Source organism: Micromonospora sp. WMMA1976, assembly GCF_027497335.1.
In the GTDB taxonomy this organism is placed as follows: Bacteria; Actinomycetota; Actinomycetes; order Mycobacteriales; family Micromonosporaceae; genus Micromonospora; species Micromonospora aurantiaca.
The window spans coordinates 1,886,380-1,908,399 of sequence record NZ_CP114912.1 but is presented as its reverse complement, the minus strand read 5'-3'; the positions used below and the strand labels follow the sequence as shown (position 1 = coordinate 1,908,399).

At 74.7% G+C, this 22,020-nt stretch carries 23 protein-coding genes; 13 read left to right on the top strand and 10 right to left on the bottom strand.

Annotated elements, in window-relative coordinates; translation table 11 throughout:
• Window positions 1–32: 32 nt before the first annotated feature.
• Genes O7546_RS08985 through O7546_RS08965 form a run of 5 tightly spaced genes read right to left on the bottom strand, consistent with a single transcriptional unit; the run spans window position 33 to window position 5,974 of the window.
• Window positions 33–1,523 (bottom strand): PfkB family carbohydrate kinase, encoded by a 1,491-nt coding sequence (locus tag O7546_RS08985; protein WP_194801010.1) that lies wholly within the window; start codon window positions 1,521–1,523, stop codon window positions 33–35.
• Window positions 1,520–2,212 (bottom strand): SIS domain-containing protein, encoded by a 693-nt coding sequence (locus O7546_RS08980; RefSeq protein ID WP_194801009.1) that lies wholly within the window; start codon window positions 2,210–2,212, stop codon window positions 1,520–1,522. Before O7546_RS08980 ends, O7546_RS08985 begins: the two co-directional genes overlap by 4 nt.
• Complete coding sequence (locus O7546_RS08975) at window positions 2,212–3,429, bottom strand: glycosyltransferase (protein WP_269696534.1); 1,218 nt, start codon at window positions 3,427–3,429, stop codon at window positions 2,212–2,214. The genes O7546_RS08980 and O7546_RS08975 overlap by 1 nt, the downstream gene beginning before the upstream one ends.
• Window positions 3,414–4,388, bottom strand: a complete 975-nt coding sequence (locus tag O7546_RS08970) for a glycosyltransferase (RefSeq protein ID WP_281600727.1) — start codon at window positions 4,386–4,388, stop codon at window positions 3,414–3,416. Before O7546_RS08970 ends, O7546_RS08975 begins: the two co-directional genes overlap by 16 nt.
• Complete coding sequence (locus tag O7546_RS08965; RefSeq protein ID WP_281601148.1) at window positions 4,385–5,974, bottom strand: HAD-IIIA family hydrolase; 1,590 nt, start codon at window positions 5,972–5,974, stop codon at window positions 4,385–4,387. The genes O7546_RS08970 and O7546_RS08965 overlap by 4 nt, the downstream gene beginning before the upstream one ends.
• A 257-nt stretch (window positions 5,975–6,231) precedes the next feature.
• On the opposite strand from O7546_RS08965, the gene O7546_RS08960 reads away from it, so the two are divergent.
• Both O7546_RS08960 and O7546_RS08955 read left to right on the top strand, forming a co-directional pair.
• Window positions 6,232–6,678 (top strand): SRPBCC family protein, encoded by a 447-nt coding sequence (locus O7546_RS08960; protein ID WP_194801005.1) that lies wholly within the window; start codon window positions 6,232–6,234, stop codon window positions 6,676–6,678.
• Window positions 6,679–6,768: 90 nt separating this feature from the next.
• Window positions 6,769–7,536 (top strand): polyprenol monophosphomannose synthase, encoded by a 768-nt coding sequence (locus O7546_RS08955; protein ID WP_194801004.1) that lies wholly within the window; start codon window positions 6,769–6,771, stop codon window positions 7,534–7,536.
• A gap of 389 nt (window positions 7,537–7,925) precedes the next feature.
• Here O7546_RS08955 and O7546_RS08950 read toward each other — a convergent pair whose 3' ends face one another.
• Window positions 7,926–9,518, bottom strand: coding sequence for an NAD(P)/FAD-dependent oxidoreductase (locus O7546_RS08950; RefSeq protein WP_194801003.1), 1,593 nt, complete (start codon window positions 9,516–9,518; stop codon window positions 7,926–7,928).
• A gap of 72 nt (window positions 9,519–9,590) precedes the next feature.
• Here O7546_RS08950 and O7546_RS08945 point away from each other — a divergent pair, with 72 nt between their 5' ends.
• On the top strand, window positions 9,591–11,024 hold the full coding sequence (locus O7546_RS08945) for an aldehyde dehydrogenase family protein (RefSeq protein ID WP_194801002.1): 1,434 nt from the start codon (window positions 9,591–9,593) through the stop codon (window positions 11,022–11,024).
• Between the two features lie 60 nt (window positions 11,025–11,084).
• Here the strand turns inward: O7546_RS08945 and O7546_RS08940 are convergent, their stop codons facing one another.
• On the bottom strand, window positions 11,085–11,489 hold the full coding sequence (locus O7546_RS08940) for a ChaB family protein (RefSeq protein WP_194801001.1): 405 nt from the start codon (window positions 11,487–11,489) through the stop codon (window positions 11,085–11,087).
• Window positions 11,490–11,626: 137 nt separating this feature from the next.
• Here O7546_RS08940 and O7546_RS08935 point away from each other — a divergent pair, with 137 nt between their 5' ends.
• The 5 genes from O7546_RS08935 to O7546_RS08915 all read left to right on the top strand — a co-directional run bounded on the left by O7546_RS08935 (window position 11,627) and on the right by O7546_RS08915 (window position 14,413).
• Window positions 11,627–12,679 carry a YihY/virulence factor BrkB family protein gene (locus O7546_RS08935; RefSeq protein WP_194801000.1) on the top strand — a complete coding sequence of 351 codons (1,053 nt, stop codon included), beginning with the start codon at window positions 11,627–11,629 and terminating at the stop codon, window positions 12,677–12,679.
• A gap of 57 nt (window positions 12,680–12,736) precedes the next feature.
• Complete coding sequence (locus O7546_RS08930) at window positions 12,737–13,153, top strand: DUF2795 domain-containing protein (protein ID WP_194800999.1); 417 nt, start codon at window positions 12,737–12,739, stop codon at window positions 13,151–13,153.
• 58 nt (window positions 13,154–13,211) lie between these two features.
• A complete protein-coding gene (locus O7546_RS08925; protein ID WP_013285389.1) occupies window positions 13,212–13,673 on the top strand; it encodes an SRPBCC family protein in 462 nt (153 codons plus the stop codon).
• A gap of 101 nt (window positions 13,674–13,774) precedes the next feature.
• Window positions 13,775–14,035, top strand: coding sequence for a hypothetical protein (locus O7546_RS08920; protein ID WP_194800998.1), 261 nt, complete (start codon window positions 13,775–13,777; stop codon window positions 14,033–14,035).
• A gap of 165 nt (window positions 14,036–14,200) precedes the next feature.
• A complete protein-coding gene (locus tag O7546_RS08915; RefSeq protein WP_018784964.1) occupies window positions 14,201–14,413 on the top strand; it encodes a hypothetical protein in 213 nt (70 codons plus the stop codon).
• 1 nt (window position 14,414) lies between these two features.
• Here O7546_RS08915 and O7546_RS08910 read toward each other — a convergent pair whose 3' ends face one another.
• Window positions 14,415–14,861, bottom strand: a complete 447-nt coding sequence (locus tag O7546_RS08910; RefSeq protein WP_281600726.1) for a hypothetical protein — start codon at window positions 14,859–14,861, stop codon at window positions 14,415–14,417.
• Between the two features lie 163 nt (window positions 14,862–15,024).
• Here O7546_RS08910 and O7546_RS08905 point away from each other — a divergent pair, with 163 nt between their 5' ends.
• A complete protein-coding gene (locus O7546_RS08905; protein ID WP_281600725.1) occupies window positions 15,025–15,387 on the top strand; it encodes a DUF6401 family natural product biosynthesis protein in 363 nt (120 codons plus the stop codon).
• A gap of 60 nt (window positions 15,388–15,447) precedes the next feature.
• Here the strand turns inward: O7546_RS08905 and O7546_RS08900 are convergent, their stop codons facing one another.
• Window positions 15,448–16,308, bottom strand: coding sequence for a hypothetical protein (locus tag O7546_RS08900; protein WP_194800995.1), 861 nt, complete (start codon window positions 16,306–16,308; stop codon window positions 15,448–15,450).
• Between the two features lie 200 nt (window positions 16,309–16,508).
• Here O7546_RS08900 and O7546_RS08895 point away from each other — a divergent pair, with 200 nt between their 5' ends.
• The 3 genes from O7546_RS08895 to O7546_RS08885 all read left to right on the top strand — a co-directional run bounded on the left by O7546_RS08895 (window position 16,509) and on the right by O7546_RS08885 (window position 20,740).
• Window positions 16,509–18,662: a SpoIIE family protein phosphatase gene (locus O7546_RS08895; RefSeq protein WP_194800994.1), complete on the top strand. Its 2,154-nt coding sequence runs from the start codon at window positions 16,509–16,511 to the stop codon at window positions 18,660–18,662.
• 9 nt (window positions 18,663–18,671) lie between these two features.
• The gene (locus tag O7546_RS08890) at window positions 18,672–19,349 is read left to right on the top strand and encodes an HAD family hydrolase (protein ID WP_194800993.1); all 678 of its coding nucleotides are present in this window, start codon (window positions 18,672–18,674) and stop codon (window positions 19,347–19,349) included.
• 101 nt (window positions 19,350–19,450) lie between these two features.
• Window positions 19,451–20,740 carry a cation:proton antiporter gene (locus O7546_RS08885; RefSeq protein WP_194800992.1) on the top strand — a complete coding sequence of 430 codons (1,290 nt, stop codon included), beginning with the start codon at window positions 19,451–19,453 and terminating at the stop codon, window positions 20,738–20,740.
• A gap of 10 nt (window positions 20,741–20,750) precedes the next feature.
• On the opposite strand, the gene O7546_RS08880 is transcribed toward O7546_RS08885, so the two are convergent.
• Window positions 20,751–21,692: an FAD-dependent oxidoreductase gene (locus tag O7546_RS08880; RefSeq protein ID WP_269698067.1), complete on the bottom strand. Its 942-nt coding sequence runs from the start codon at window positions 21,690–21,692 to the stop codon at window positions 20,751–20,753.
• A gap of 101 nt (window positions 21,693–21,793) precedes the next feature.
• Between O7546_RS08880 and O7546_RS08875 the strand changes: the two genes are divergently transcribed.
• Window positions 21,794–22,018: a DUF3072 domain-containing protein gene (locus O7546_RS08875; protein WP_135239321.1), complete on the top strand. Its 225-nt coding sequence runs from the start codon at window positions 21,794–21,796 to the stop codon at window positions 22,016–22,018.
• The last annotated feature ends 2 nt before the right edge of the window (window positions 22,019–22,020 follow it).

Below are 22,020 nucleotides of genomic sequence, written 5' to 3'. Positions count from 1 at the left end.
CGCGACCGCGCCGGGTCGGATGCGTCGCTCGTTCATCGTGCTCCCTTCGCCGTGGACCGGACCTGCGCGACGGCCTCGGCCGGGTCGACCGACGGGGCCGGCCAGCCGCCGCTGCCCCGCCCGGCCCGCGCCGCCGCGATCATGTCGGTGGTCGAGCGCCCGTCGAGGTACGGCACGACCACCGTGTGGCCGCCCCAGCGGGCCAGGATCTCCGTCTCGGGCAGCGTCTCCGGGCCGCCACCGCTGGCGTAGTCGCCACCCTTGACCCAGATGTCCGGGCGCAGCCAGGACAGCGCCGCCTCCGGGGTCGGCTCGTCGAAGATCAGCACCGCGTCGACGCAGCCGAGCGCGGCGAGCAGCCGTCCCCGGTCGCCCTGCGGCACGACCGGGCGTTCCGGGCCCTTGAGCCCGGCGACGCTGGCGTCGGAGTTGAGGCAGACCACCAGGCAGTCGCCGAGTTGCCGGGCCGCCTGGAGCGTCGCCACGTGCCCGGCGTGCAGCAGGTCGAAGCAGCCGCCGGTGGCGACCACGGTGCCGCCGGCCGCGCGGACCCGGGCCACCACCTCGCCGGCCGCCCCGGCGCCGATCCGGTCCCCGCCTCCGGTGACCACTTCCGGGGCCACCGCGCGCACCGGCGCGGGCAGCGCGGCCGCGACACCGCCGCCGGCCACGTACGCGGACGCCTCGGTGACCGCCTCCTGCACCGCCTCGGACACCAGCGCCCCACGGGCCAGGGCGAGGGTCGCGGTGGACGCGAACCGGTCGCCCGCCCCGCAGGTGTCCCCCTCGGCGGGCGGCGCCGGCACCACAAGGGGCGTGGACCCGGCGTGGCTGAGCAGCGCGCCGTCCCCGCCGAGCGTCACCGCGACCGCGCGCGCCTGCCAGCGGCGGCGCAACGCGTGCGCGCTGCGGGACGCGACGGCCAGGCGGGAGCCGCCCGGCGGCGTCTTCGCCAGCTCGCGGGCCTCCGGCTCGTTCGGGGTCGCCAGGTGCACACCGGGTACGGCGGCCGGTCCGCGCGGATGCGGATCCCAGACCACCGGTGCCCGGGTGGCGGTGAGCGCGGCGCGCAGCGCCGGATGAGCGGCCACGCCCCGGCCGTAGTCGCTGACCAGCACGGCGGACGCGTCGGCGATCAGCCGCAGCACGGCATCGCTGGGCTGACCCGGGGTACCGGCGCTCCCGCCCCGGTCGTGGCGCAGCAGCACCCGGCCGCGCGCCCGCAGCCGGATCTTCTCCGGGGTGGCGCCGGCCAGCGGAAGCGCGTACAGCCGGACCCCGGCGGCGGCGAGCAGCGTGCCCAGCCGGGCCCCGCCCGCGTCGTCGGCGACGGCGGTGACCAGCGCGACCTCGGCGCCCTGCGCGGCGGCGAAGACGGCGGCCAGCCCGGCGCCGCCGGGCCGGTCGGCGGAGACGGTCTCGTCGAGCACCGGCACCGGGGAGTCCGGGCAGAGCCGGTTCACCAGACCTTCGACGTCGCGGTCCAGCAGCGTGTCACCGAGCACCACCACCGGGCCCCTCATGCCGGTCCTCCCCGCCCGGCCGGCGCCGCCGGGTCCGGCTCGCCGACGACGACCTCGACGCCGGCGCGTACCGGCCCGGCCGCGGGCTGGGCGGCGAGCGCGGCGGGCAGCGCCAGTTCGACGTACTCGCAGAGCACGTGCGAGGCCACCAGGTGCAGTTCCTGCACGACCTGCCCGTCCGGCGAGTCGATCGCCAGGTGCTCGTGGCAGAGGTCGGCGAGGGGGTTGGGTGCGGGTCCGGTGAAGGCCCAGCAGCGCATGCCGGTGTGGTGGGCGGCGTGGGCGGCGGTGAGGAGGTTGGTGCTGGTGCCGCTGGTGGTGAGGAGCAGGAGGATGTCGTGAGGTCGGCCGTGGGCACGGACCTGCCGGGCGAAGGTCTCGTCGTATCCGTAGTCGTTGGCGATCGCGGTGACGGCGCTGGTCTCGGCGTGCAGGGCGATCGCGGACAGGGGTTGGCGGTCGTGGCGGAGTTTGCCGACGAGTTCGGCGGTGAGGTGCTGGGCTTCGGCGGCGCTGCCGCCGTTACCGGCCACCAGCAGGCGGCCACCGGCGGCGAGCCGCTGCGCCAGTTCCTCACCCCAGCGGGCCAGCATCTGTTCCGCCTCCCGCAGCGGCAGCAGCGCGGCGGCCAGCAGGCTCAGGTGATCCTCCAGCACGGTCGCGCCGGCGGCCGGCGTCCCGGCCCTCATCAGGCGACCACCCGGGTCGGGCGGCGCACGGTGGCCACCTCGCCGTACAGCTCGGTGAGCCGGTCCGCGGTGGTGGCCCAGGAGTAGCGGGTGCGGGCCCGATCCAACGCGGCGGTGGCGTAGGCGAAGCGGCGGATCCGGTCGCCGAGCAGGCCCCGGAGCGCCGCGCCGAGGGCGGCCGGCTCCCGGGGCGGCACCAGGTCGCCGGTACGTCCGGCCACCACCGTGTCGATCAGCCCGCCGACGGCGGTCGCGACCACCGGTACGCCGCAGGCCATCGCCTCCAGCGGGGTGAGTCCGAACGGCTCGTACCAGGGTGCGGCCACGAGCACGTCGGCCGACCGGTACCAGCGACCCATCTCCTCCCGGGGGACGGCGCCGACCAGCCGTACCCGGTCGGCGACGCCGAGCGAGTGGGCCAGCGCGCGCAGCCGCAACGCGTACGGGTCGGTCTCCAGCAGTCCGGCCGGCGGCCCGCCCACGACGACGCACTCGGCGTCCGGCACCTCGGCCACGGCCCGGATGACGTCCTGGAAACCCTTGCGTTCGACCAGCCGGCCGACGGTGAGGATGCGGGCCCGGCCGCCGTCGCGGTCGGCGACCGGGCCGAGCGGGGAGAACGTCGTGAGGTTCACCCCCGACGGCACCACTGTCATCCGGGACCGGGGCACGCCCATCCGGACCAGTTCGGCGACCTCGTCCTGGCACTGGGCGACCACCCGGTCCACCGAGCGGCCCAGCTTCCGCTCGTGCTCGACCCGCCCCGGCGGGCTGGTGTCCTGCACGCCCTGGTGGCGGCGCTTGACGGTGCCGAGCGCGTGGTACGTCTGCACCACCGGCACCCCGGCGCGGCGGGCCGCGGCGAGACCCGCGAGCCCGCTCATCCAGAAGTGCGCGTGCACCACCTCGGGCTGCCAGTCGCCGGTGCGCCACCGGTCGGCCAGCCACTGCCCGAACGACGGCATGTACGGCAGCAGGTCGTCCTTGGCCACCGGTTCGGCCGGCCCGGCCGGTACGTGCACCACCTCGTACCCGTCCGGGGTGCGGACGCTCACCGGCAGGTCCACCGCGTCGAGCCTGGTGTAGACGCGCACGTCGTGACCGGCGGCCGCGAGCGCGGCGGAGAGCTCCGCGACATGCGTGTTCTGGCCACCGGCGTCCTCCCCGCCGAGGACGGCGAGCGGGCTGGCATGCTCCGAGATCATCGCGATGCGCATACTTCCTCCTCCAGCAGCCGGTCCCAGTCGGCGAGGAATCGCTCCAGGCCGTAGCGGTCCCGGGCGGCGGCCCGGGCCACGGCGCCCGCCCGGCGGGCGGACTCCCGGTCGTCCAGCAGGCCACGGGCGGCGTCGACGAGCGTGTCGACGCGGGTGGACAGCGCGCCCGCGGCCGGTGGCACCGCCTCCACCGCCTCGGTGGTGGCGAGTGCCACCACGGGCATGCCCAGGGTCATGGCCTCGATGAGGCTGAGGCCGAGTGAGGTCCAGCGGCACAGGTGCAGGTACGCGCGCCGTTTGGCGAGTTCGGCGTGCATGGCGTGCTGGGGTACGTCGTCGTGGCTGGTCAGCCGGTCCTCGGGCAGGCCGAGGTGGGCGGCCAGACCGTCCACCTTCATTCCGTAGACGTCCAGCGGCGCCAGCGCGGCGAACCGGGCGAGCAGGTCGGTGCCGGTGACCCGCCAGCGGCGTACCGGCTCGTTGATGACCACGGCGAGGCGGTCGAGTTCCCCGGTCCACTCGACGTTCGGTGGTACGACGCCGTGGTCGACGACAGTGGTGCGGGTGCCGCCGTTGTCCCAGAACAGCTCGTTGAACGCGGTGACGTGGGTGAGCAGCAGGTCGTCGCGGTCGGCCATCGGGTGCCGCGTGTTCGGCACGTCGCCTTTCGGCGTGTTGTGCTCGACGTAGATGGCCGGCACGTCCCGGCCCGGCCGGCGGCCGAGCCACTCGGCGGCCAGGTCGAGTTCCTCGGGGCGTTGCAGGATCACCAGGTCGACGTCGGTGTCGCGCAGCTCGTCGGGGGTGACCTCGACGGCGCTGTCCGGCCACGGGTAGGTGCGCGCCCGGCCCAGCCCGTACGGCCCCCGATCAGGGGTGACCGGCACCAGGTAGCGGTGCTTGCCGTGCACGAAGGAGGTCGTCCACGACCCGTGGACGTGCCACAGCAGGATGTTCATCCGGCCACCCCGCCCGCCACCGGCGCCGGCACGCGCAGCAGCCGCAATGCCTCCAGCACCCGTCCCGGCTCGACGGCCGACAGGCACGGGTGCCCGGGCACCGGGCAGACGGTCGCGCGGGTGTCCCGGCACGCCGCCCCCGCGTCGCCGAGGCGCACCGTCGGCACCCGGTACGGCCCCCACTGCCCGAACGGCACCGTCGGGGCGAACAGGCTCACCACCGGCACGCCGAGCGCGGCGGCCAGGTGCGCCGGACCGGTGTTGCCCACCACCAGCGCCCCGGCGCCGGCGATCACCGCCGCCAGGTCGTCCAGCCCGGTCCGCCCGCCCAGGTCCACGCCGCCCGCGGCGGCCACGCGCGCGGTCAGCTCCCGCTCGTCGGGTCCGCCGGTGACCACGACCCGGTAGCCGGCCGCGCCTAGCACGCGGACCACGCGGGTGGCCAGCTCCTCCGGGCAGGCGCGGGTCTCCACCGACGAGCCGGGGTGCAGGACCACGTAGCCGGGTTCGCCGGCGTCCGCCGCGGGCGGCGGAAGCCGGTCGGTGCGGATGCGCAGCGCCGGTTCGTCGTGGCCGGGCAGCGCGAAGCCGGCGGCGGCCGCGAGTGACAGGGCACGTTCCGGTTCGGGTACGCCTGCCGGAACGCGGTGGCGGACGTCGAGCAGGCTGCCCGGGTAGTCGTCGCTGATCGCGCTGATCCGCGGTATCCCGGCCAGGCGCAGCAGCAGCGCGAGGGGCAGGGCGGACTGGTGGAAGGAGGTGAACACGACGGCCTCGTCGGCGCGTACCTCCGACAACCGGTCGGTGAGCGCGCGCACGGCGCCGGGGTCGACGGGCGGGGCGGGCGCGTCGATCCACGGCAGCGGCGCCTCGATGATCTCGTCCACGCCGGGAAGCAGGTCGGCGGCGGCCCGGCCACGTGGCCCGCACAGCAGCACCACCCGCTCCGCTCCGGCCGCTACCGCCCGGATGCCCGGCCCGGTCACCAGCACATCGCCCGCCGCGTCGCTGCGGACCACCAGCACCGTCCCGCGACGCGACCGGCGCGCGGGGTGCGGCGCGGCCGTCAGGCGCATCCGGGCCAGCACGATGCCCACCGCGTCCGGCAGGTCCGCGGCGACTGTGGGCGCGGCGGCGACCTCGGCGGCCCGGGTCGCCGGCGTGGGCACCATGATCGCGGCGGCGCCCGCAGCCGCGGCGGCTGCCGTGTCCGCGCCGATGTCCCCGATCAGCACGCACCGGGTAGGGGTGGTGCCGAGCGCTCGGGCCGCCTCGTGGACGAGGCCGGGCGCGGGCTTGCGGCAGGCGCACCCGTCGGCCTCCGCGTGCGGGCAGATCACCCAGTGGTCGAAGGGCCCGAGCAGCTCCTCCACCCTGGCGTTGACCAGGCGCAGGTCGTGCGCGGTGAAGTACCCCCGGGCCAGGCCGGACTGGTTGGTGACCACCGCCAGCCGCAGCCCGGCCGCCCGCAACCGGTCCAGCGCCTCCCGGGCGCCGGGCACCGGCCGTACCTTCTCCGGGTCGCCGTTGTACGGCACGTCCTCCACCAGCGTGCCGTCCCGGTCCAGCAGGACCGCGTCGTACAGGCCGGACGGGAAGCGGTCAGTACCCGGGTCAAACCGGGCTGACCTGCACTGATCCCGCTCCTGGTCCCGTCGCACGGGCGGCGGGTTCCCGAGGCCCCGAGGAGTAAACGTCGGCGTCGGCGCCAGGCCGCCCCGCCGGTGCCGCACTGCCGGGTGCGCACCTGCCACGACCGGCCCGGTCCGGCGATACCCGCCGCCCCGGAGAAGCTAACCCGGATCGCCGTTAGCGACCGCCCGCGCGGGGGTACCGCTCGGTGATGGCGGTTGTGGAGAAGGTGATCGACGCGCCCCCGGAGCAGGTCTTCGAGGTGCTCGCGGACGGGTGGACGTACAGCGACTGGGTGGTGGGCACCGCGCACGTGCGGGACGTGGACGACACGTGGCCGCGCGTCGGCAGCCGCCTGCACCACCGGGCCGGGCCGTGGCCGTTCTCGCTCCAGGACAAGTCGACGGTGCTGGAGTGCCAGGCGCCGCACCGGCTGGTGCTGCGCGCCGGGCTGTGGCCGGCCGGGGAGGCGGTCGTGGCGTTCGTGCTCGAGCCGCTCGACGACGGCAGGACCCGGGTGACGCTCGGCGAGGACTTCGCCGCCGGGCCGTTGCGGTGGATCCGGACCAAGCTCAACGACCTGGTGCTGCATCTTCGTAACCGGGAGACGCTGGCCCGGCTGTCCGACATCGCGACGCGGCAGAAGCCGGAGCGGTGATCGATCGCCGGCGGGGCGTCTGTGCGGCCGCCGCGCGAGGGACTGGCTACCCTCTCAGGTGAACCTGTCGGCTGACCGAGGATGTCCGTGATGATCGAACCCGTGCAGTTACCCTCCCCGTGGGGGGATGCGCGCCTGACCGTCGTCGTTCCGACCTACAACGAGGCGGGCAACCTCCCGGTGCTGGTCGAGCGCCTGCTCGCGCTGCCGCTGCCGGGGCTGAAGGTGCTGGTCGCCGACGACAACTCCCCGGACGGAACCGGCGAGGTCGCCGACAAGCTGGCCATCGAGCACCCGGACCGGGTGATGGTGGTGCACCGCCCGGGCAAGGAGGGCCTCGGCCGGGCGTACGTGGACGGCATCGGCCGGGCGCTCGACGACGGTGCGGACTTCGTCGCGCAGATGGACGCCGACCTGTCGCACCCGCCGGAGGCGCTGCCCGGCATGCTCGGCGCGCTGCTGTCCACCCAGGCTTCGGTGGTCATCGGCTCGCGTTACGTGCCCGGCGGTGAGCTGGACGAGAACTGGCCGCTGTACCGGCGCGCGCTCAGCGGCTGGGCGAACCTGTACGTGCACACGCTGCTGCGGGTCCGCATCCGCGACCTGACCGCCGGCTTCAAGATCTGGCGGGCGGACGCGCTGCGCGCGATCGGGCTGGACCGGGTCCAGTCGAACGGCTACAGCTTCCAGGTGGAGATGCACTACCTCGCCACCAAGCTCGGTCACACGATCCTCGAGGTGCCGATCCGTTTCGAGGAACGCCGCGACGGCGACTCGAAGATGACCACGGCCACGAAGATCGAGAGTGCGCTGATGCCGTTCAAGCTGCGCAGCCGGCACCGCAACCTGGACTCCTGACCCGCTCTCCCGCGCCTCCCCGCGCCCTCACGCCGCGTCATCGTCACCGCGCGTGAGGGCGCGGTCGTCCCGCCACATTCCCTCGTCGGCCCTTTGCTCTGCAGCCATCGGCGCAGCAGCGCTCTGAGCAGGGGCGCTGTCCGGGACACCGTCTCGCCGGCCGCCCGCCGCGGACACGGTGCGTGACCGATGCGTATGCGGGTGCAGAGCAAAGGCGGCGGTGCGGTCGCGCCTCGTCCCGGGCAGCCAGCAGATCTTGGTAGGAAACGGCCCCCATAGGGGCACTTTCGTACCAAGATCTACGGCGACTCCCAGGATGCGGGCTGCCGATCTCGTTTTCCGGGATCGCTCCGCCCGTCGTCGGGGCAGCCGGTGGGGGCGCGGGCGGGTCAGCGGTAGACGGTGCGGTGCGCGGCGGCGATCGTGCGGGCGTACACCTCGCCGGTGACCGCCCGGTCGCGTGCGAGCGCGGCGCGTGCCGCGTTCGCCCCCGGCGCACCGTGCACGCCACCGCCCGGGTGGGCGGAGGCGCTGGCCAGGTAAAGCCGGTCGACCGGGGTGTCGGCGCGGCCCAGGCCGGGGATCGGCCGCAGGAACAACTGCTGGTACGCCGCGGCGGTGCCCCCGCCGAGCGCTCCCCCGACCAGGCTCGGCTCGGCGGCCTCCAGATCGGCCGGGCCGGCCACGTGCCGCCCGACGATCGACGCCCGGAACCCGGGTGCCGCCGCCTCCAGCACCTCCTCCATCCGCGCCACGTGCCCCGCCACCTCCTCGGCCCGCCAGTCCCGGCGGAACGGCAGGTGCGTGTAGGACCAGAGCGACTCGGTGCCGGGCGGTGAATGGCTCGGGTCGGCCACCGACATCTGCCCCACCAGCAGGAACGGATCCCGTGGCAGCTCGCCGCGGGCCAGCTCGGCCGCGTACGTGGTGAGCCCGTCGAGGTCGGCGCCCAGGTGCACGGTGCCGGCGCCGGCCAGGTCGCGGTTCTTCCACGGCACCGGCGCGGACAGCGCCCAGTCGACCTTGAGTGTGGAGCCGTCCCACTTGAAGTGCGCCAGGTCCTCCACCATCCGGGATGGCAGCGCCGCCGCGCCGACCAGGTCGAGGAAGAGCGCCGGGGCGGGCACGTCGGCGAGCACCGCGCGCCGGGCCCGCCAGTCGGTGCCGCCGGCGGTGCGGACGCCCATCGCCCGGCCCCGGGCGGTGAGCACCCGCTCGACCCGGGCGCCGTACGTGATCCGCCCGCCCCGCTCGACCAGCCGCGCGACGAGCGCGTCGGTGATCTTCTGGGCGCCGCCGACCGGCACCGGCCAGCCCACCTGCTGGCCGAGCATGGCGAGCAGCCAGCCGTACACCCCGGAACCGGCGTCCTCCGGGGACAGGTCGGTGTGCAGGGCGCAGCCGGCCAGCAGCACCGTGCCGCCCTCGCCCTCGAACAGTTCCGCGCCGAGCTTGCGGACCGGCAGCACGAGGCGGCGGCCCAGGCGCAGCGCGCCGCCGACCCGGAGTTGCCGCAGCAGGCCCAGCCCGCCGCGTACCGGCGGGAACGGGGTGGTGATGGTCTGCAACATCGGCTCGGCCACCTGGCACCAGTCGGCGTACGCGTGCCGCCAGCGCTCCCCGTCGCCGGGGGCGAACGCCTCCAGCGAGGCGGCGGTGACGTCCAGGTCGCGGTTTACCACTGCGGCGCGCCCGTCCGGGAGCAGGTGCGCCAGCACGTCCGGCGCGTGCGTCCAGGACAGGCCGTGCCGTTCCAGGTCCAGCCCGTCGAGTACCGGGGAGGCGTAGCCGAGCGGGTAGAAGGAGCTGTAGAGGTCGCTGAGGTAACCGGGCGCCGTGACGTACGCGGAGCGCACGGCTCCGCCGGGCGCCTCGGTGGCCTCCAGGACCTCGACGTCCCAGCCGGCGTCCACCAGCAGGTTCGCGGCCACCAGCCCGTTGTGCCCGGCTCCGATGACGACGGCGTCTGCGGTGGAGGTCATCGGATCCGGCTACCCGGCCGGTCACCGGGCGAAACGCGTTTGTCCCGCCCAGGCCGGGGCAAGCACGGCCGCATGTACACGGTTGCGCAGCTCATTGGTGGGGTGTGGGGCGCCGGCGGCGAGGGCGGCGAGCTGGTCGTCCACGATCCGGCGGACGGGTCGCCGGTGACGCGGACGCCCGTCGCGACGGCCGACGAGGTGGCCAAGGCGGTGGAGGCGGCCCGGGGGGTGGCGGCGGAGTGGGCCGCGACCGCACCGGCGGAACGGGCCGCGGCGCTGCACCGGGCGGCGGACGCGGTCGAGGCGGCGGCAGGCGAGCTGGCCGAGGCGACCACGGCGGAGATGGGCAAGCCGCTCGAAGACGCGCGGGGCGGGGTGGCGGCGGGCGTCGGCACACTGCGACAGTACGCCGAACTGGCCCCCGTCCGGGGCGGCCGGACGCTGCACGGCGCGCACGACGCGCTGGACTTCATGGCCCCCGAGCCGCGCGGCGTCGTCGCCGTGATCACCCCGTGGAACGACCCGGTTGCGGTGTCCTGCGGCCTGCTCGGCGCCGCGCTGGTCACCGGCAACGTGGTGGTCCACAAGCCGAGCGAGCGGACCCCCGCCACCGGCTGGCTGCTGGCCCGCGCGCTGGACTCGGCGCTGCCGGCCGGGGTGCTGTCGCTGCTCACCGGCGGTAGCGAGGTGGGCGCCGCGCTGGCCGGGCAGGAACTGGACGTGATCGCGCACGTCGGTTCCACCGCCACCGGCCGGGCGATCGCCGCCGCGGGCGCGCGTACCGGGGCGAAGGTGCTGCTGGAGAACGGCGGCAGCGACCCGCTCGTGGTGGACGCGGACGTCGACCCGGTCTGGGCGGCCGGACAGGCGGCGCTCGGGTGCTTCGCCAACGCCGGTCAGATCTGTGTGGCGGTCGAGCGGATCTACGTGCACCGCGACGTCGCCGAGGGCTTCCTGGACGCGCTGGTGGCGCGCGCCGAGGCGCTCACAGTGGGCCCTGGCCGTGACCCGGGCACGCAGCTCGCGCCGCTGGTCGACCGGCGGCACCGGGACCACGTCCACGGTCAGGTGACCGCCGCGCTCGCCGACGGCGCCCGGGTACGCGCCGGCGGCGTACTGCCGGACGGGCCGGGCGCGTTCTACCCGGCGACGGTGATCGAGGGCTGCCGCCACGACATGACGTTGGTCCGCGAGGAGACGTTCGGGCCGGTCGCGCCGGTGGTGGTGGTCGACTCGTTCAGCGAGGGGCTGCGCTGCGCCGCCGACTCCCCGTACGGCCTGGCCGCCACCGTGCTGACCGGCTCGATGAGCCACGCCCAGCGCGCCTGGCGGGAGCTGCCGGTCGGGACCGTGAAGATCAATTCGGTGTTCGGCGGGGCACCCGGCGGTGCGGCCCAGCCGCGCCGGGGCAGCGGCCAGGGCTTCGGGTACGGCCCGGAACTGCTGGACGAGTTCAGCACCATGAAGGCGGTGCACCTGGAGGCGCCGGGCGGCGGCCACTGGTGAGGCGGCACGACACGAGCCCGGGACCGAGGCGGTCCCGGGCTCGACGCGTACCCCCAGGTGTCAGCGACCCCCGCGGGCCTTGCGGGTCGCGTTGTTGTTCGCCTTCTCGATGGCCTTGACCAGCTCCGGCTTGGTCATCCGGGACCGGCCGCGCACGTCCAGCTTCTTCGCCACCTCCATGAGGTGGTCCTTGGTGGCGTTGGCGTCCACCCCACCGGCGGTCGGCGCGCGCCGGGCCGGGCCGCCGCCTGCGGCCTGCTTGTCGCTGGGCCCCTTGCGGCCCTTGGGCTCCCAGTGGTCGCCCACCTTCTCGAACTCGTGCTTGACCGCGGCGAAGGCGGTGCGGTGCGCCCGCTCCCCCTCGCCGTACGTCTCGACCGCCGAGTCGTGCGTCTTCTCCCAGGTCCGCTGCGCCTTCGCCGGGGAGCGCCGCAGCGTGCTGGGCAGTACCTCGCGCCCGGGCATCTCGTCCTCCTGGAGTCGGGATCGGCTGTCTGGTGTGGTTCCCTCCCGCCCGGCGGGCAAACCGGCACCCGGTTTGTCGATTTCCCCCCGGGGGTACCGCCCGCCCACGCCCGTGGCGGGCCCTGGAGGAGGCGGACATGACCGCGACGACACCACAGACGGCCGGCACCCGGACGCGGTCCCGTTTCCCCCGCCGGATCCGTCAGCTCAACTGGCGCACCTGGCGCGGTGTGCTGGTGCGCAGCGGCAAGGGTTTCGTCACCGACAACTGCGCGGACTGGGCCGCGGCGCTCACCTACTACGGCGTGCTGGCCCTGTTCCCGTCCACGATCGTGGTGGTCGCGCTGGTCGGCCTGGTCTCCGACGGCCCGCGCACCGTCGACACCGTGATCGACCTGGCCCGGGAGATCGGCGCCGGCTCGGTGGTCGGCAACGACGCGTTCGTGGGCGTGGTGCGCAACGTGGTCGAGCAGCAGGGCTCGGCGAAGGTGCTGCTCAGCTTCGGTCTGCTCGGCGCGCTCTGGTCCGCGTCCGGGTTCATCGGCGCGTTCACCCGCGCCTCCAACGCGATCTACGGGGTGCGGGAGGGCCGGCCGTTCTACCGGCTGCGCCCGTTGCAGATCGGCATGGCCGCGGTGACGATCGTGCTGCTCGCCGTGGTGGCCACCGGGCTGATCGTCAGCGGCCCGGTCACCGACGCGGTCGGCGACCTGCTGCACGCCGGAGCGGTGGCCCGCACGACGTGGTCGGTGGCGAAGTGGCCGCTGCTCGCCGTGGTCGCGATGACGCTGCTGTCGCTGCTGTTCTGGATCGCGCCGAACGTGCGGCAGCCGCGGTTCCGCTGGCTCACCCCGGGTGGCGCGCTCGCACTCGTGGCCTGGGTGCTCGCGTCCTTCGGCTTCGGCCTGTACGTGGCGAACTTCGGCTCGTACGACGTCACGTACGGCAGTCTCGGCGCGGTCATCGCGTTCCTGGTGTGGCTCTACCTGTCCAACTGCGCGTTGATGCTCGGCGTGCAGGTGAACGCCGAACTGCAACGCGGGCGGGCGATGCAGGCCGGGGTCGAGGAGCCGGACGACCCGGTGCTGCCGCCCCGTGCCCCGGCCGACGACGAGAAGACGGACGGGCAGAAGGCCGGCGACGAGACGGCAGATGCGGAGAAGACGGCCGACCGGTTGCCGCCCGGATGACCGGCTCTCCCGGGCGGCGCCGGTTTACCGGCGGTCCCCCGGGGCATCTCCCAAGGCATGGAACGTGGCAGCAGCAAGCACTCGCCCAGGGTCGACGATCAGATGAGCAGCGAGGTCAGCGGTCTCGTCCAGAGCGCCGGCACCGGCGGTTCGCGGGCCGAGGAGTTCCGGATCCCGGAGCCGGCCGGCGAGGACCAGCCGGAGGCCACCACCGCGCCGGCCGGGGAGCTGCGCAGCGGCACGCCGCAGGGCATGAGCTCCGAGGACGTCGAGGCGCGCAGCCGTCTGGGGCGGTTCATCACGATGACCGCCCTGCCCGGTGACCGGGAGGCGCTGCTGGCGAACGCACGGGAGAACGAGGCGCCGACGGACATCGTCGCCGCCCTGGAGACCCTGCCCGCGGGCGCCCACTACCAGACGATCTCCGAGGTGTGGGCCGCACTCGGGCACAGGAACGAGACGACGCGCTGGTGAGCGGGCCGGCCCACGGCCCGTACGAGACACACACCGGCGGAACAGGAGGAACCCCGACATGAGTGGCGTTACCGAGCACGTGGACGTGGACGTCCCGATCCGGACCGCGTACGACCAGTGGACCCAGTTCGAGGAGTTCCCGCACTTCATGGACGGCGTGCAGGAGGTGCGGCAGCTCTCCGACACGATGACCCACTGGACCGTCGAGATCGCGGGCGTGAAGCGCGAGTTCGACGCCGAGATCACCGAGCAGCTGCCGGACGAGCGGGTGGCCTGGCGCTCCACCGGGGGCACCCAGCAGGCGGGCGTGGTGACCTTCCACCGGCTCGACGAGGGGCACACCCGGGTCACGCTGCAGATGGAGTTCGAGCCGCACGGCGTGGTCGAGCAGGCCGGCGACAAGCTGGGCGTGGTCGACCGGCGCGCCAAGGGCGATCTGGAGCGGTTCAAGCAGTTCATCGAGCGGCGCGGTCAGGAGACCGGCGCCTGGCGCGGCGCTGTCGACCGCCCCACCCCCTGAGCCACCTCCCCCGTACCCGAGTCTGGATGGCCGCCGGCGGTGCCGGCGGCCATCGCCGTGTCCGGCCGTTTGCGATCATCCGGTCCGGGTACCGCAGGGGAATGACCGACAACGACCGCCAGTGGCGCGACGAGGACCGCACTCCCCTGCACGAGCTGGACCAGGCCATCGCCCGGTCGGCCACGGACGGCCAGGGCGACGACGTCACCGCCAACGACGCCGGCGAGGAGGCCGCGTTCGGCCACGGCCCGGAGGCGGTGGACCGGGGCGCCGGCCCCGAGGCCGAGCGGCGTGAGATGACCGATGCGGACCGGGCCTACCGGCCGTCGACGATCGGGCGGACCGGCCCGGACGGCGGGTGATCGCGGGGTGGCTGCGGGCATCGGTGCCGATTCCCGCAGCCGCCGGATTCATGCTCGGCCGACACGACAAAAAGTGCGGTACGGACAGCCAGGAAAACGGACAGCCCATCCAGAATCGGCCGAACGGCTGACGGCACTCCCCCTGATGCGCGCAAGACTTTCGGGATGCAACAGGGCTCCGGTTTCCTCTCCAACCGTCAGCGCAAGCTCGCGTGGCTGGGCTTCCTGCTCGCCGCGATCCAGGCTCCGGTCTCCGCCCGGTTCACCGAGGACAGCTCCTGGCTGTTCAGCCTGGTGGTGGCGCTGATGGTCGCGACCGTGATCATCGCCGACGACGGCGCCCGCCGTCGCCCGGCCGAAGCACGCTCCTCCGACTGAGTCAGCGAGTGCCGGGGCGCGCCTCGTGCCCCGCCATCCCCCGGCTGCGGCGGCGCTCCTTCATCTCCGCCTCGTAGAGGTGCCGCCGGCTCGCGACGAGCTCGTCGCGGGCCTGCCGGTCCAGCTCCCGGAAGAGCGCGTAGTAGCCGTCGTCGAAGTCCTCGACGATCTGGAACGTCCACCGCCCGGCGATGACGTTGCGGCCGAGCAGTTCCCTGTCGATCCGCTCGGCGAGCGCCGGGTGACCGGCGGTGCGGAACATCTCCACCGCGTCGTCGAGCATCAGGTCGGCGTGGCCGATGAGCTGGTGCAGCTCGTAGAGGTGCCCACGGGCCCGCTCGACGCACTCCAGGGCCTCGCTGAGCTTGCCCAGCGCCTCGACCGTGGCGTCACTCACTCCCTCCGGGCGCCGGTGCGCCCGGTCCGGTCCGTCGGCCCGCTGTCCCATCGTGTCCCTCCGTGACCCCGATCGCGTGCTCTGCGTACCGGACTTCTGCCCCCGCACGGGCGACTCAATCCCGCCGGACGGCGCGACGGCTCCCCCGGACGACCCGGGCATCCCCCGCTCGGCCGAGGCCGGCCCCCGGCGGGCGGCGTTAGCCTCGGACACCATGCGCGTGCCGAACAACCGGGTCGCGACCCGCCGCTCCGCGGCCGTGGCCGCGCGGACGACCCTCACCTCCCTGATCGCCGCCGTCGGCACCGCCGGCCTCGCCGCGGCCCACGCGAACCCCGGGCTGCTCGCCGAGGTCGACCAGCACGCCGCCGGGGTACGCGACACCCTCGACGGCGACCGCCGCCCGCTCACCGTGGCGGCGCTCGCCGGGTACGCCGAGGGTCTGCGCGACGCGGCGGCCGAGTACGGCTGGACGCCGCCGGCCGAGCCGGACTGGTCCGCGCCCGACTGGACGCTCACCCGCCTGCTCGCGGTGTGCCTGCTGGCCCGTGGACTGGACCCGCGCCACCTCGCCTGACCCGGACACGGCTACGGGGTGCCCGCGATCACCCCGCGGACACCCCGTCACCCGTTGCCGTCAGCCGTTCGGCCGGCGGAACTGCTGCGTCTCGTCGCCCATCTCGCCGGAGCGGTACGTGCCCGCGCCCGACATGGACGACTGCGGCGCCGCCGGTGCCGGTTGCCCGCCCCGGTCGGCCATCCGCCGCTCGTAGTCGCCGCGGCCGGCCTGCTGCGCCTGCCGCTGCTGCCGGATCGCCCGGGACTCCTCGGCGGCCCGGTGCAGCCAGCCGTCCCAGCGGTCCTGCATCGGCTTGACCAGACCACCACCGACACCGACGATCAGGATGCCGGCCACGGTGGCGAGGAACGCCACGAGCACCGGCGTGGTCACCGTGGTGGCGATGCCCACCTGGTTCAGCGCGGCGATGATGCCGAGCGCCAGGATGAAGATCGCCGTCACGTCGGCCAGCACCCGGCCGTACGAGAGCCCGCCGAGCGCACCCGAGACCAGGTCCCGGACGGCGTTGGCGATGGCGGCGGCGATCACCACGATCACGATCGCCACGAAGGCCCGCGGCAGCCAGGACACCACCCCACGGATCAGGTCGCTGATCGCGTTCGGTCCCCACACCCCGAAGGCGAACTGCAGGGTGAACAGCAGGACCGCGTAGTAGGCCAGTTTGGCCAGGATGTCGCTGGCGTCGTACTTGGTGCGTTCCAGGGCCCGTTTGACGCCGCCGCGTTCGACGGCGCGGTCGAAGCCGACCCGTTCCAGTGCCGCGTCCACGATTTTGAGGACGGCTCGGGCGATGAGCCAACCCACGACGAGGATCGCGATGAACGCGATCGCCCGCGGTACGAAGAGCAGCACCGACCTCCAGAAGTCGGTCCAGGCCGCACTGATGTCGACCTGCCCGACCGCGAGGGTTTTCGGCATGATGTCCCTCCTGTCGCGTGAACTGCGCCGCCCGCATACCCGGTGACCTGGGCAGCACGCCGGGCCGGACCGGGGGAATTTCCCGACATGGCCCGCCGAACCGGCCCTGACCTGCCCGAACATCCGCGCCGGGCGGCACCCGTATCCGCCACGGACGCATGATCGGAACCGCCCGGCCACGCTCCGGTTAGGCTGCGGTCATGCCAGGCACCGTCGGTCGGATTCCCACGCCGTCCGCTACCGCACCGGGAGCGCCCACCGATCCCGTCGTCGGCGGGCAGGCGGCCGGGACCGCCCACCCGTGGGCCGGTACGCCGCTGGGCGCCCCGCACACCTGGGACCCCGCGGTCCGTGCCGTCGCGGACGTGGTGCTCGCCTCCCCGGTCCCGATGGCCCTGCTCCTCGGCGACGACCTGGTGGTCTTCTACAACGACGGGTACGCCGAGCTGATCGGCGACCGGCACCCGGAGGCGCTGGGCCGGCCCGCGGCCGAGGCGTTCGCCGAGGTGTGGCGCGACCCGGGCGCAGGCGAGGCGCTGGAGCGGGTCTACCGGCACGGCGAGCCGTTCCTGCAACGGGAGGCGGTGCTGCCGGCCGACCGGCAGGGCCCGGCCGAACCGGCCGTGTTCACCAGGGGCCACTGCCCGGTCCGCGACTCGGCCGGCCGCATCGCCGGCGTGCTCACCGTCTCGGCGCAGACCACCCAGCTGACCCAGCAGTTGCAGAGCCTGAGCGACTTCGCGGCGGCGCTGGCCGGCACGCTCACGCTCGACGACGTGGCGCGGGTGGCGCTGCGCTACTGCCTGCACTCCTTCGACGCCGACCGGGTGTCGTTCGCGGTGGACGAGGGCAGCGCGTGGCGGCTGGTCCGCCGCATCCGCGGTGAGCTGCTCGACGAGGCCGACGAACGGCTGCCCCCGCTGTGGCGGCGGATGTCCGCCGAGTCGGCGCTGCCCGCGGTGGTGACCGCGCGAAGCGGGGTCGCCTCGTTCACCGCCGACGGGCAGCCGCTGCGCGGCGTCGCGGCGGACCGGCACGACGAGAAGATCCGGGCGCTGGCGGCGCTGCCGCTGCGGACGACTGTGGTGCGGGGCTCGCTGACAGTGGGCTACCGGACGCCGCGGCCCTGGTCACCGGCGGAACGGGCGCTGCTGGCCGCGTCCGCCGAGCTGGTCGGCCAGGCCGCCGAGCGGGCCCGCCGTTTCGAGACCCAGCATGGCACCGCCCAGATGCTGCAGCGCAGCATGCTGCCGGAGCGGCTGCCGGACCTGCCCCGGCTGCGCATCGCCGCGCGTTACGACCCGGGCGTGGACGGCAACGCCGCGGGCGGCGACTTCTACGACGCGTTCCTGCTGCCCACCGGCGCTCTCGGTGTGGTGCTGGGCGACGTGGCCGGGCACGACGTGCAGGCTGCCGCCCGGATGGGCCAGGTACGCGCCGCGCTGCGCGCGCTCGCCCTGGTCGACTCCCGGCCGGACGCGGTGCTCGACGGGCTGGACCGGCTGGTCGCCAGCCTCGGCGTCGAGGGCGGCACCCAGGAGCTGTTCGTGACAGTGGTCTTCGGCGTGGTCGAGGCGGACCGGGAGTTGGTCACGCTGGCCAGCGCCGGTCATCCCGCGCCGCTGATCCGGCGCGCCGGCCCCGGCGCGCCGGTGGCCGAGTTCGTCGACGTGCCGCCCGCACCTCCGCTGGGCCTGGGTGGACGGGCGCGTACCACCACCGTGCCGTTCCGGCCCGGCGACACGCTGCTGCTCTACAGCGACGGCGTGGTGGAGCGGCGCTGGCAGGACCTGGCCGCCGGGATGGCCGGGCTGGGCGCGGCGGTGACCGGGGCGGCCGGCGGCGATCCGCGTGCGCTGTGCGCGGTGGCGACCGCGTCGGTGCCGGGCGCCACCGAGGACGACGTGGCGGTGCTCGCCGTCGAGTACGCGGTGCGCCCCAGCCGGTCGGCGAGCATGGAGGTGCCGGCCGAGCCGACTGCGCCGAGCCGGGTCCGGCACTGGATGACCGCGCAGCTCGGCGAGTGGCGGGTGCCGGAGGCGGTGATCGGCGCGGCGGTGCTGTGCACCAGCGAGCTGACCACGAACGCGCTGCTGCACGCCGGCACCGCCGCCCGGGTCGAGGTCGACCTGTCCGCGGAGCGGCTGCTGGTGTCGGTGGCCGACTCGGGCACCCGGGGTCAGGTCACCCGGGCGCAGACCGACACGCTCAGCAGCCGGGGCCGCGGGCTCGGCCTGATCGAGGAGCTGAGCGACGCGTGGGGCACCGACCCGGCCGTACGCGGATCGACCGTGTGGTTCGAGATCCTCATTCCGGCGGGTGAGTCGCGCGTCGGCGACGCCCCGGCCGGGTAGGAGCCGGACATGGCCGACGACAAGCGACGCGGTGTCCTGTTCGACGTTGACGGCACCCTGGTCGACACGACGTACCTGCACACGGTGAGCTGGTGGGAGGCGCTGCGCCAGGCCGACCACCGGGTGCCGATGGCGCGGATCCACAGGTCCATCGGCATGGGCTCGGACAAGATCCTCGACCACCTGCTCGGCGCGGAGCGGGACCGGGACGCCGACGGCCGGCTGCGCGACGCGCACGACACGCTGTACGCGGAGTACTGGGAGCGGCTGGCGCCGCTGCCCGGGGCGCGGGAACTGCTGCGCGCCTGCGCGGAACGCGGGCTGCGGGTGGTGCTGGCGACCTCGGCCGCCGAGCACGAGGTGACAGCGCTGCGCGCCGCGCTGGACGCGGACGACGTGATCGACTCGGTCACCTCGTCGGCCGACGCGCAGGAGAGCAAGCCGGCGCCGGACATTCTGGTCGCCGCGCTGGACCAGTCGGGGCTGGCCGCCGAGCGGGTGGTGTTCGTCGGGGACTCGGTGTGGGACGTGGCCGCCGCCGGCAAGCTGGACATCCCCTGTATCGGGCTGACCTGCGGCGGCACCGGCCGGGCGGAGCTGGCCGGCGCGGGCGCGGTGGCGGTCTACGACGACCCGGCGGCGCTGCTGGACGCCCTGCCGGACAGCGCCATCGCCACGCTCGGCTGACGGCCCGTCCGATCGACGGGCACGCACACGCTTAACCGGGCCCGCTTCGGGGCACTGCTGGACTCCGCCGCCCGGTCCACGGGCGGCCGAAGGGTGGTGTCGTGGAACCGGTCGATGTCGCGTTCGCTCTGCTGGGCGTCGGTGCGCTGCTGGCCGGGGTACTGCCCCGGGTCCTGGAGCGACGGCCGCTGTCGATGCCGATCGCGTTCCTCGGGCTCGGCATGCTCGTGTTCGTACTGCCCACCGGTCTGCCCACACCTGACCCGCTGCGCTGGCCGGAGCTGACCACCCACCTCACCGAGGTCGGGGTGATCGTCGCGCTGATGGGCGCCGGTCTGAAGATCGACCGCCCGTTGAGCTGGGCCCGTTGGTCGTCGACGTGGCGGCTGCTGGCGATCGCCATGCCGTTGTGCATCGCCGCGGTGGCGCTGCTCGGCTGGTGGTGGGCCGGTCTGGTGCCGGCCGCGGCGCTGCTGCTCGGCGCGGCGCTCGCGCCCACCGACCCGGTGCTCGCCTCGGACGTGCAGGTGGGTGAACCGACAGATGTGGAGGACTCGGAGGACGAGGTGCGCTTCGCGCTCACCTCCGAGGCGGGCCTGAACGACGGGCTCGCCTTCCCGTTCGTGTACGCGGCCATCGCGATCGCCACCACCGGGCTCGCGCCGTCCGGCTGGCTCGCCGAGTGGTTCGCCGTGGACGTGCTCTACAAGCTCGCCGCCGGGGTGGGCGGCGGGCTGCTCGTCGGCTGGCTGCTCGGCAAGTTGTTCTTCCGCGCCCCGAGCAAGCTGCGGCTGGCCAAGCACTCCGAGGGTTTCCTCGCGCTGGCCGCGACGTTCCTCGCGTACGGGCTGGTCGAGGTGATCGGCGGGTACGGCTTCCTGGCCGTGTTCGTGGCCGCTCGCGCGATCCGGGCCGCCGAGCGAACGCACGAGTTCCACTCCGTGCTGCACGACTTCGCCGAGCAGGTGGAGCGGCTGCTCACGGTGCTGTTGCTGCTGCTGTTCGGCGGGGCCGTGATCGGCGGGCTGCTCGCGCCGCTGACCTGGCCGGCGGCGCTGGCCGGGCTGGCCCTGGTGCTGGTGATCCGGCCGCTGGCCGGGTGGCTGTCGCTGCGCGGTGCGCCCGGCAAACCGGCCGAGCACTGGGTGATCTCGCTGTTCGGCATCCGCGGCGTCGGCTCGTTCTACTACCTGGCGTACGCCACCAGCAAGACCGACTTCCCGCAGGCGGATCTGGTCTGGGCCACCGTCGGTCTCGTGGTGGTGGTGTCGGTGGTGGCGCACGGGATCGCCGCGACACCGGTCATGCAGTTGCTGGACCGGGAGGGCGATCGCACCGGCGAGGACACGCGGGCCGGGTCGGCGGCCCAACCGGTGGGCGCCACCGGCTGACCGGCCCGGGCTATCCGCCCAGCCGGGCGGCGAGCGCGCGGCCCAGGTCCCGGCCGGAGCGCCAGGCGGTCTGTACGCGCGGGCGGCCGAACGCGTCACCGGCCAGGCCGATGCCGTCGTCGTCCAGGTGGTACGTGGCGCTCCCGGCGTGCGCGGCCGGGGACGCGTACGTCCAGCGGTGCACGTGGACCGACACCGCCGGCTCGGGGAGTCCGAGCAGGTCGCGGACCGCCTGCTCGACAGCCGGGCGGGCGGCGGTGGGCTGGAGCAGGTGCCCGGCGGCGAACCCGGCGGTGGTGTGCGCGACCAGCACCGGCGCGGCGTCGCCACGCCGGTCGCCGTCGTCGCAGACCAGGCTGAGCACGGGGTGGTCGTTGACGAACGCGCCACGGAAGTCCGCCCAGCGACGGGCCGGGAAGTGCAGCACCCCGGTCAGCGCCGACGACCAGCGCTGTGCGGCGACCGCCCGGGTCGCCTCGGCCAGCGCCGGGTCCAGCAGCAGCGCCGCCTGCGGGCCGGGCATGGCGAGCACGACCGCCTCGGCAGCGGTGCCGTCCACCCGGGGGCCGGGCTCGACCGTCATCACCAGCCGGTCGTGCGTCACCGGCAGGTCGGCGGCGAGGTGTTCGACGAGCGAGCGCAGCCCGCGCGGGGCGGCCCAGCGCATCGGGCCTGCGACCTGCTCGCGTCCGCGCGGCCCGTACGCGACGAGCGTGTCGGTCCACTCCCGCGCCAGCCCGGCGTCCCGCCACCGGTCCACCACGGCGACGAAGTCCGGGTCGTCCACCGTGAAGTACGCGGCGCCCAGATCGGCAGGGCGGCCGTCGAAGCGCTTGCTGGCCATCCGACCGCCGGTGACCCGGGCCCGTTCGCGTACCCGCACCGGGATGCCGGCCCGCGCCAGCTCGGTCGCGCACGCCACCCCGGCGATGCCCGCGCCGACCACCACCACGCCCGCCCGCTCCGCCGTCACCAGGTGATCGTAGGCGGCGGGCGGCATGAACCCGCCGGGCCGGGGGTAGTGGTACACCTGTTCGAGGAGAGGTGATGAGCATGGCCGAGCGCGCCAACACCAGCGGCAGGAACGTGAATCCGGACGCCGCCGTCAAGGACCCGGACGACTGGGTCACCGGCGACGAGCCGCCCACCGCCGCCCAGGAGTCGTACCTGCACACCCTGGCCCAGGAGGCGGGCGAGCCGGTGCCGGAGGGCCTGACCAAGGCCGAGGCGTCCCGGCGGATCGACGAGCTCCAGGCGGAGACCGGCCGGGGCCGCTGAGG

Excerpts from the sequence above, each read along its gene's own strand:
- O7546_RS08985 (WP_194801010.1), bottom strand. The coding sequence starts at position 1,523 with ATGAGGGGCCCGGTGGTGGTGCTCGGTGACACGCTGCTGGACCGCGAC.
- O7546_RS08980 (WP_194801009.1), bottom strand. The coding sequence starts at position 2,212 with ATGAGGGCCGGGACGCCGGCCGCCGGCGCGACCGTGCTGGAGGATCAC.
- O7546_RS08975 (WP_269696534.1), bottom strand. The coding sequence starts at position 3,429 with ATGCGCATCGCGATGATCTCGGAGCATGCCAGCCCGCTCGCCGTCCTC.
- O7546_RS08970 (WP_281600727.1), bottom strand. The coding sequence starts at position 4,388 with ATGAACATCCTGCTGTGGCACGTCCACGGGTCGTGGACGACCTCCTTC.
- O7546_RS08960 (WP_194801005.1), top strand. The coding sequence starts at position 6,232 with ATGGCGGTTGTGGAGAAGGTGATCGACGCGCCCCCGGAGCAGGTCTTC.
- O7546_RS08955 (WP_194801004.1), top strand. The coding sequence starts at position 6,769 with ATGATCGAACCCGTGCAGTTACCCTCCCCGTGGGGGGATGCGCGCCTG.
- O7546_RS08950 (WP_194801003.1), bottom strand. The coding sequence starts at position 9,518 with ATGACCTCCACCGCAGACGCCGTCGTCATCGGAGCCGGGCACAACGGG.
- O7546_RS08945 (WP_194801002.1), top strand. The coding sequence starts at position 9,591 with ATGTACACGGTTGCGCAGCTCATTGGTGGGGTGTGGGGCGCCGGCGGC.
- O7546_RS08940 (WP_194801001.1), bottom strand. The coding sequence starts at position 11,489 with ATGCCCGGGCGCGAGGTACTGCCCAGCACGCTGCGGCGCTCCCCGGCG.
- O7546_RS08935 (WP_194801000.1), top strand. The coding sequence starts at position 11,627 with ATGACCGCGACGACACCACAGACGGCCGGCACCCGGACGCGGTCCCGT.
- O7546_RS08930 (WP_194800999.1), top strand. The coding sequence starts at position 12,737 with ATGGAACGTGGCAGCAGCAAGCACTCGCCCAGGGTCGACGATCAGATG.
- O7546_RS08925 (WP_013285389.1), top strand. The coding sequence starts at position 13,212 with ATGAGTGGCGTTACCGAGCACGTGGACGTGGACGTCCCGATCCGGACC.
- O7546_RS08920 (WP_194800998.1), top strand. The coding sequence starts at position 13,775 with ATGACCGACAACGACCGCCAGTGGCGCGACGAGGACCGCACTCCCCTG.
- O7546_RS08915 (WP_018784964.1), top strand. The coding sequence starts at position 14,201 with ATGCAACAGGGCTCCGGTTTCCTCTCCAACCGTCAGCGCAAGCTCGCG.
- O7546_RS08910 (WP_281600726.1), bottom strand. The coding sequence starts at position 14,861 with ATGGGACAGCGGGCCGACGGACCGGACCGGGCGCACCGGCGCCCGGAG.
- O7546_RS08905 (WP_281600725.1), top strand. The coding sequence starts at position 15,025 with ATGCGCGTGCCGAACAACCGGGTCGCGACCCGCCGCTCCGCGGCCGTG.
- O7546_RS08900 (WP_194800995.1), bottom strand. The coding sequence starts at position 16,308 with ATGCCGAAAACCCTCGCGGTCGGGCAGGTCGACATCAGTGCGGCCTGG.
- O7546_RS08895 (WP_194800994.1), top strand. The coding sequence starts at position 16,509 with ATGCCAGGCACCGTCGGTCGGATTCCCACGCCGTCCGCTACCGCACCG.
- O7546_RS08890 (WP_194800993.1), top strand. The coding sequence starts at position 18,672 with ATGGCCGACGACAAGCGACGCGGTGTCCTGTTCGACGTTGACGGCACC.
- O7546_RS08875 (WP_135239321.1), top strand. The coding sequence starts at position 21,794 with ATGGCCGAGCGCGCCAACACCAGCGGCAGGAACGTGAATCCGGACGCC.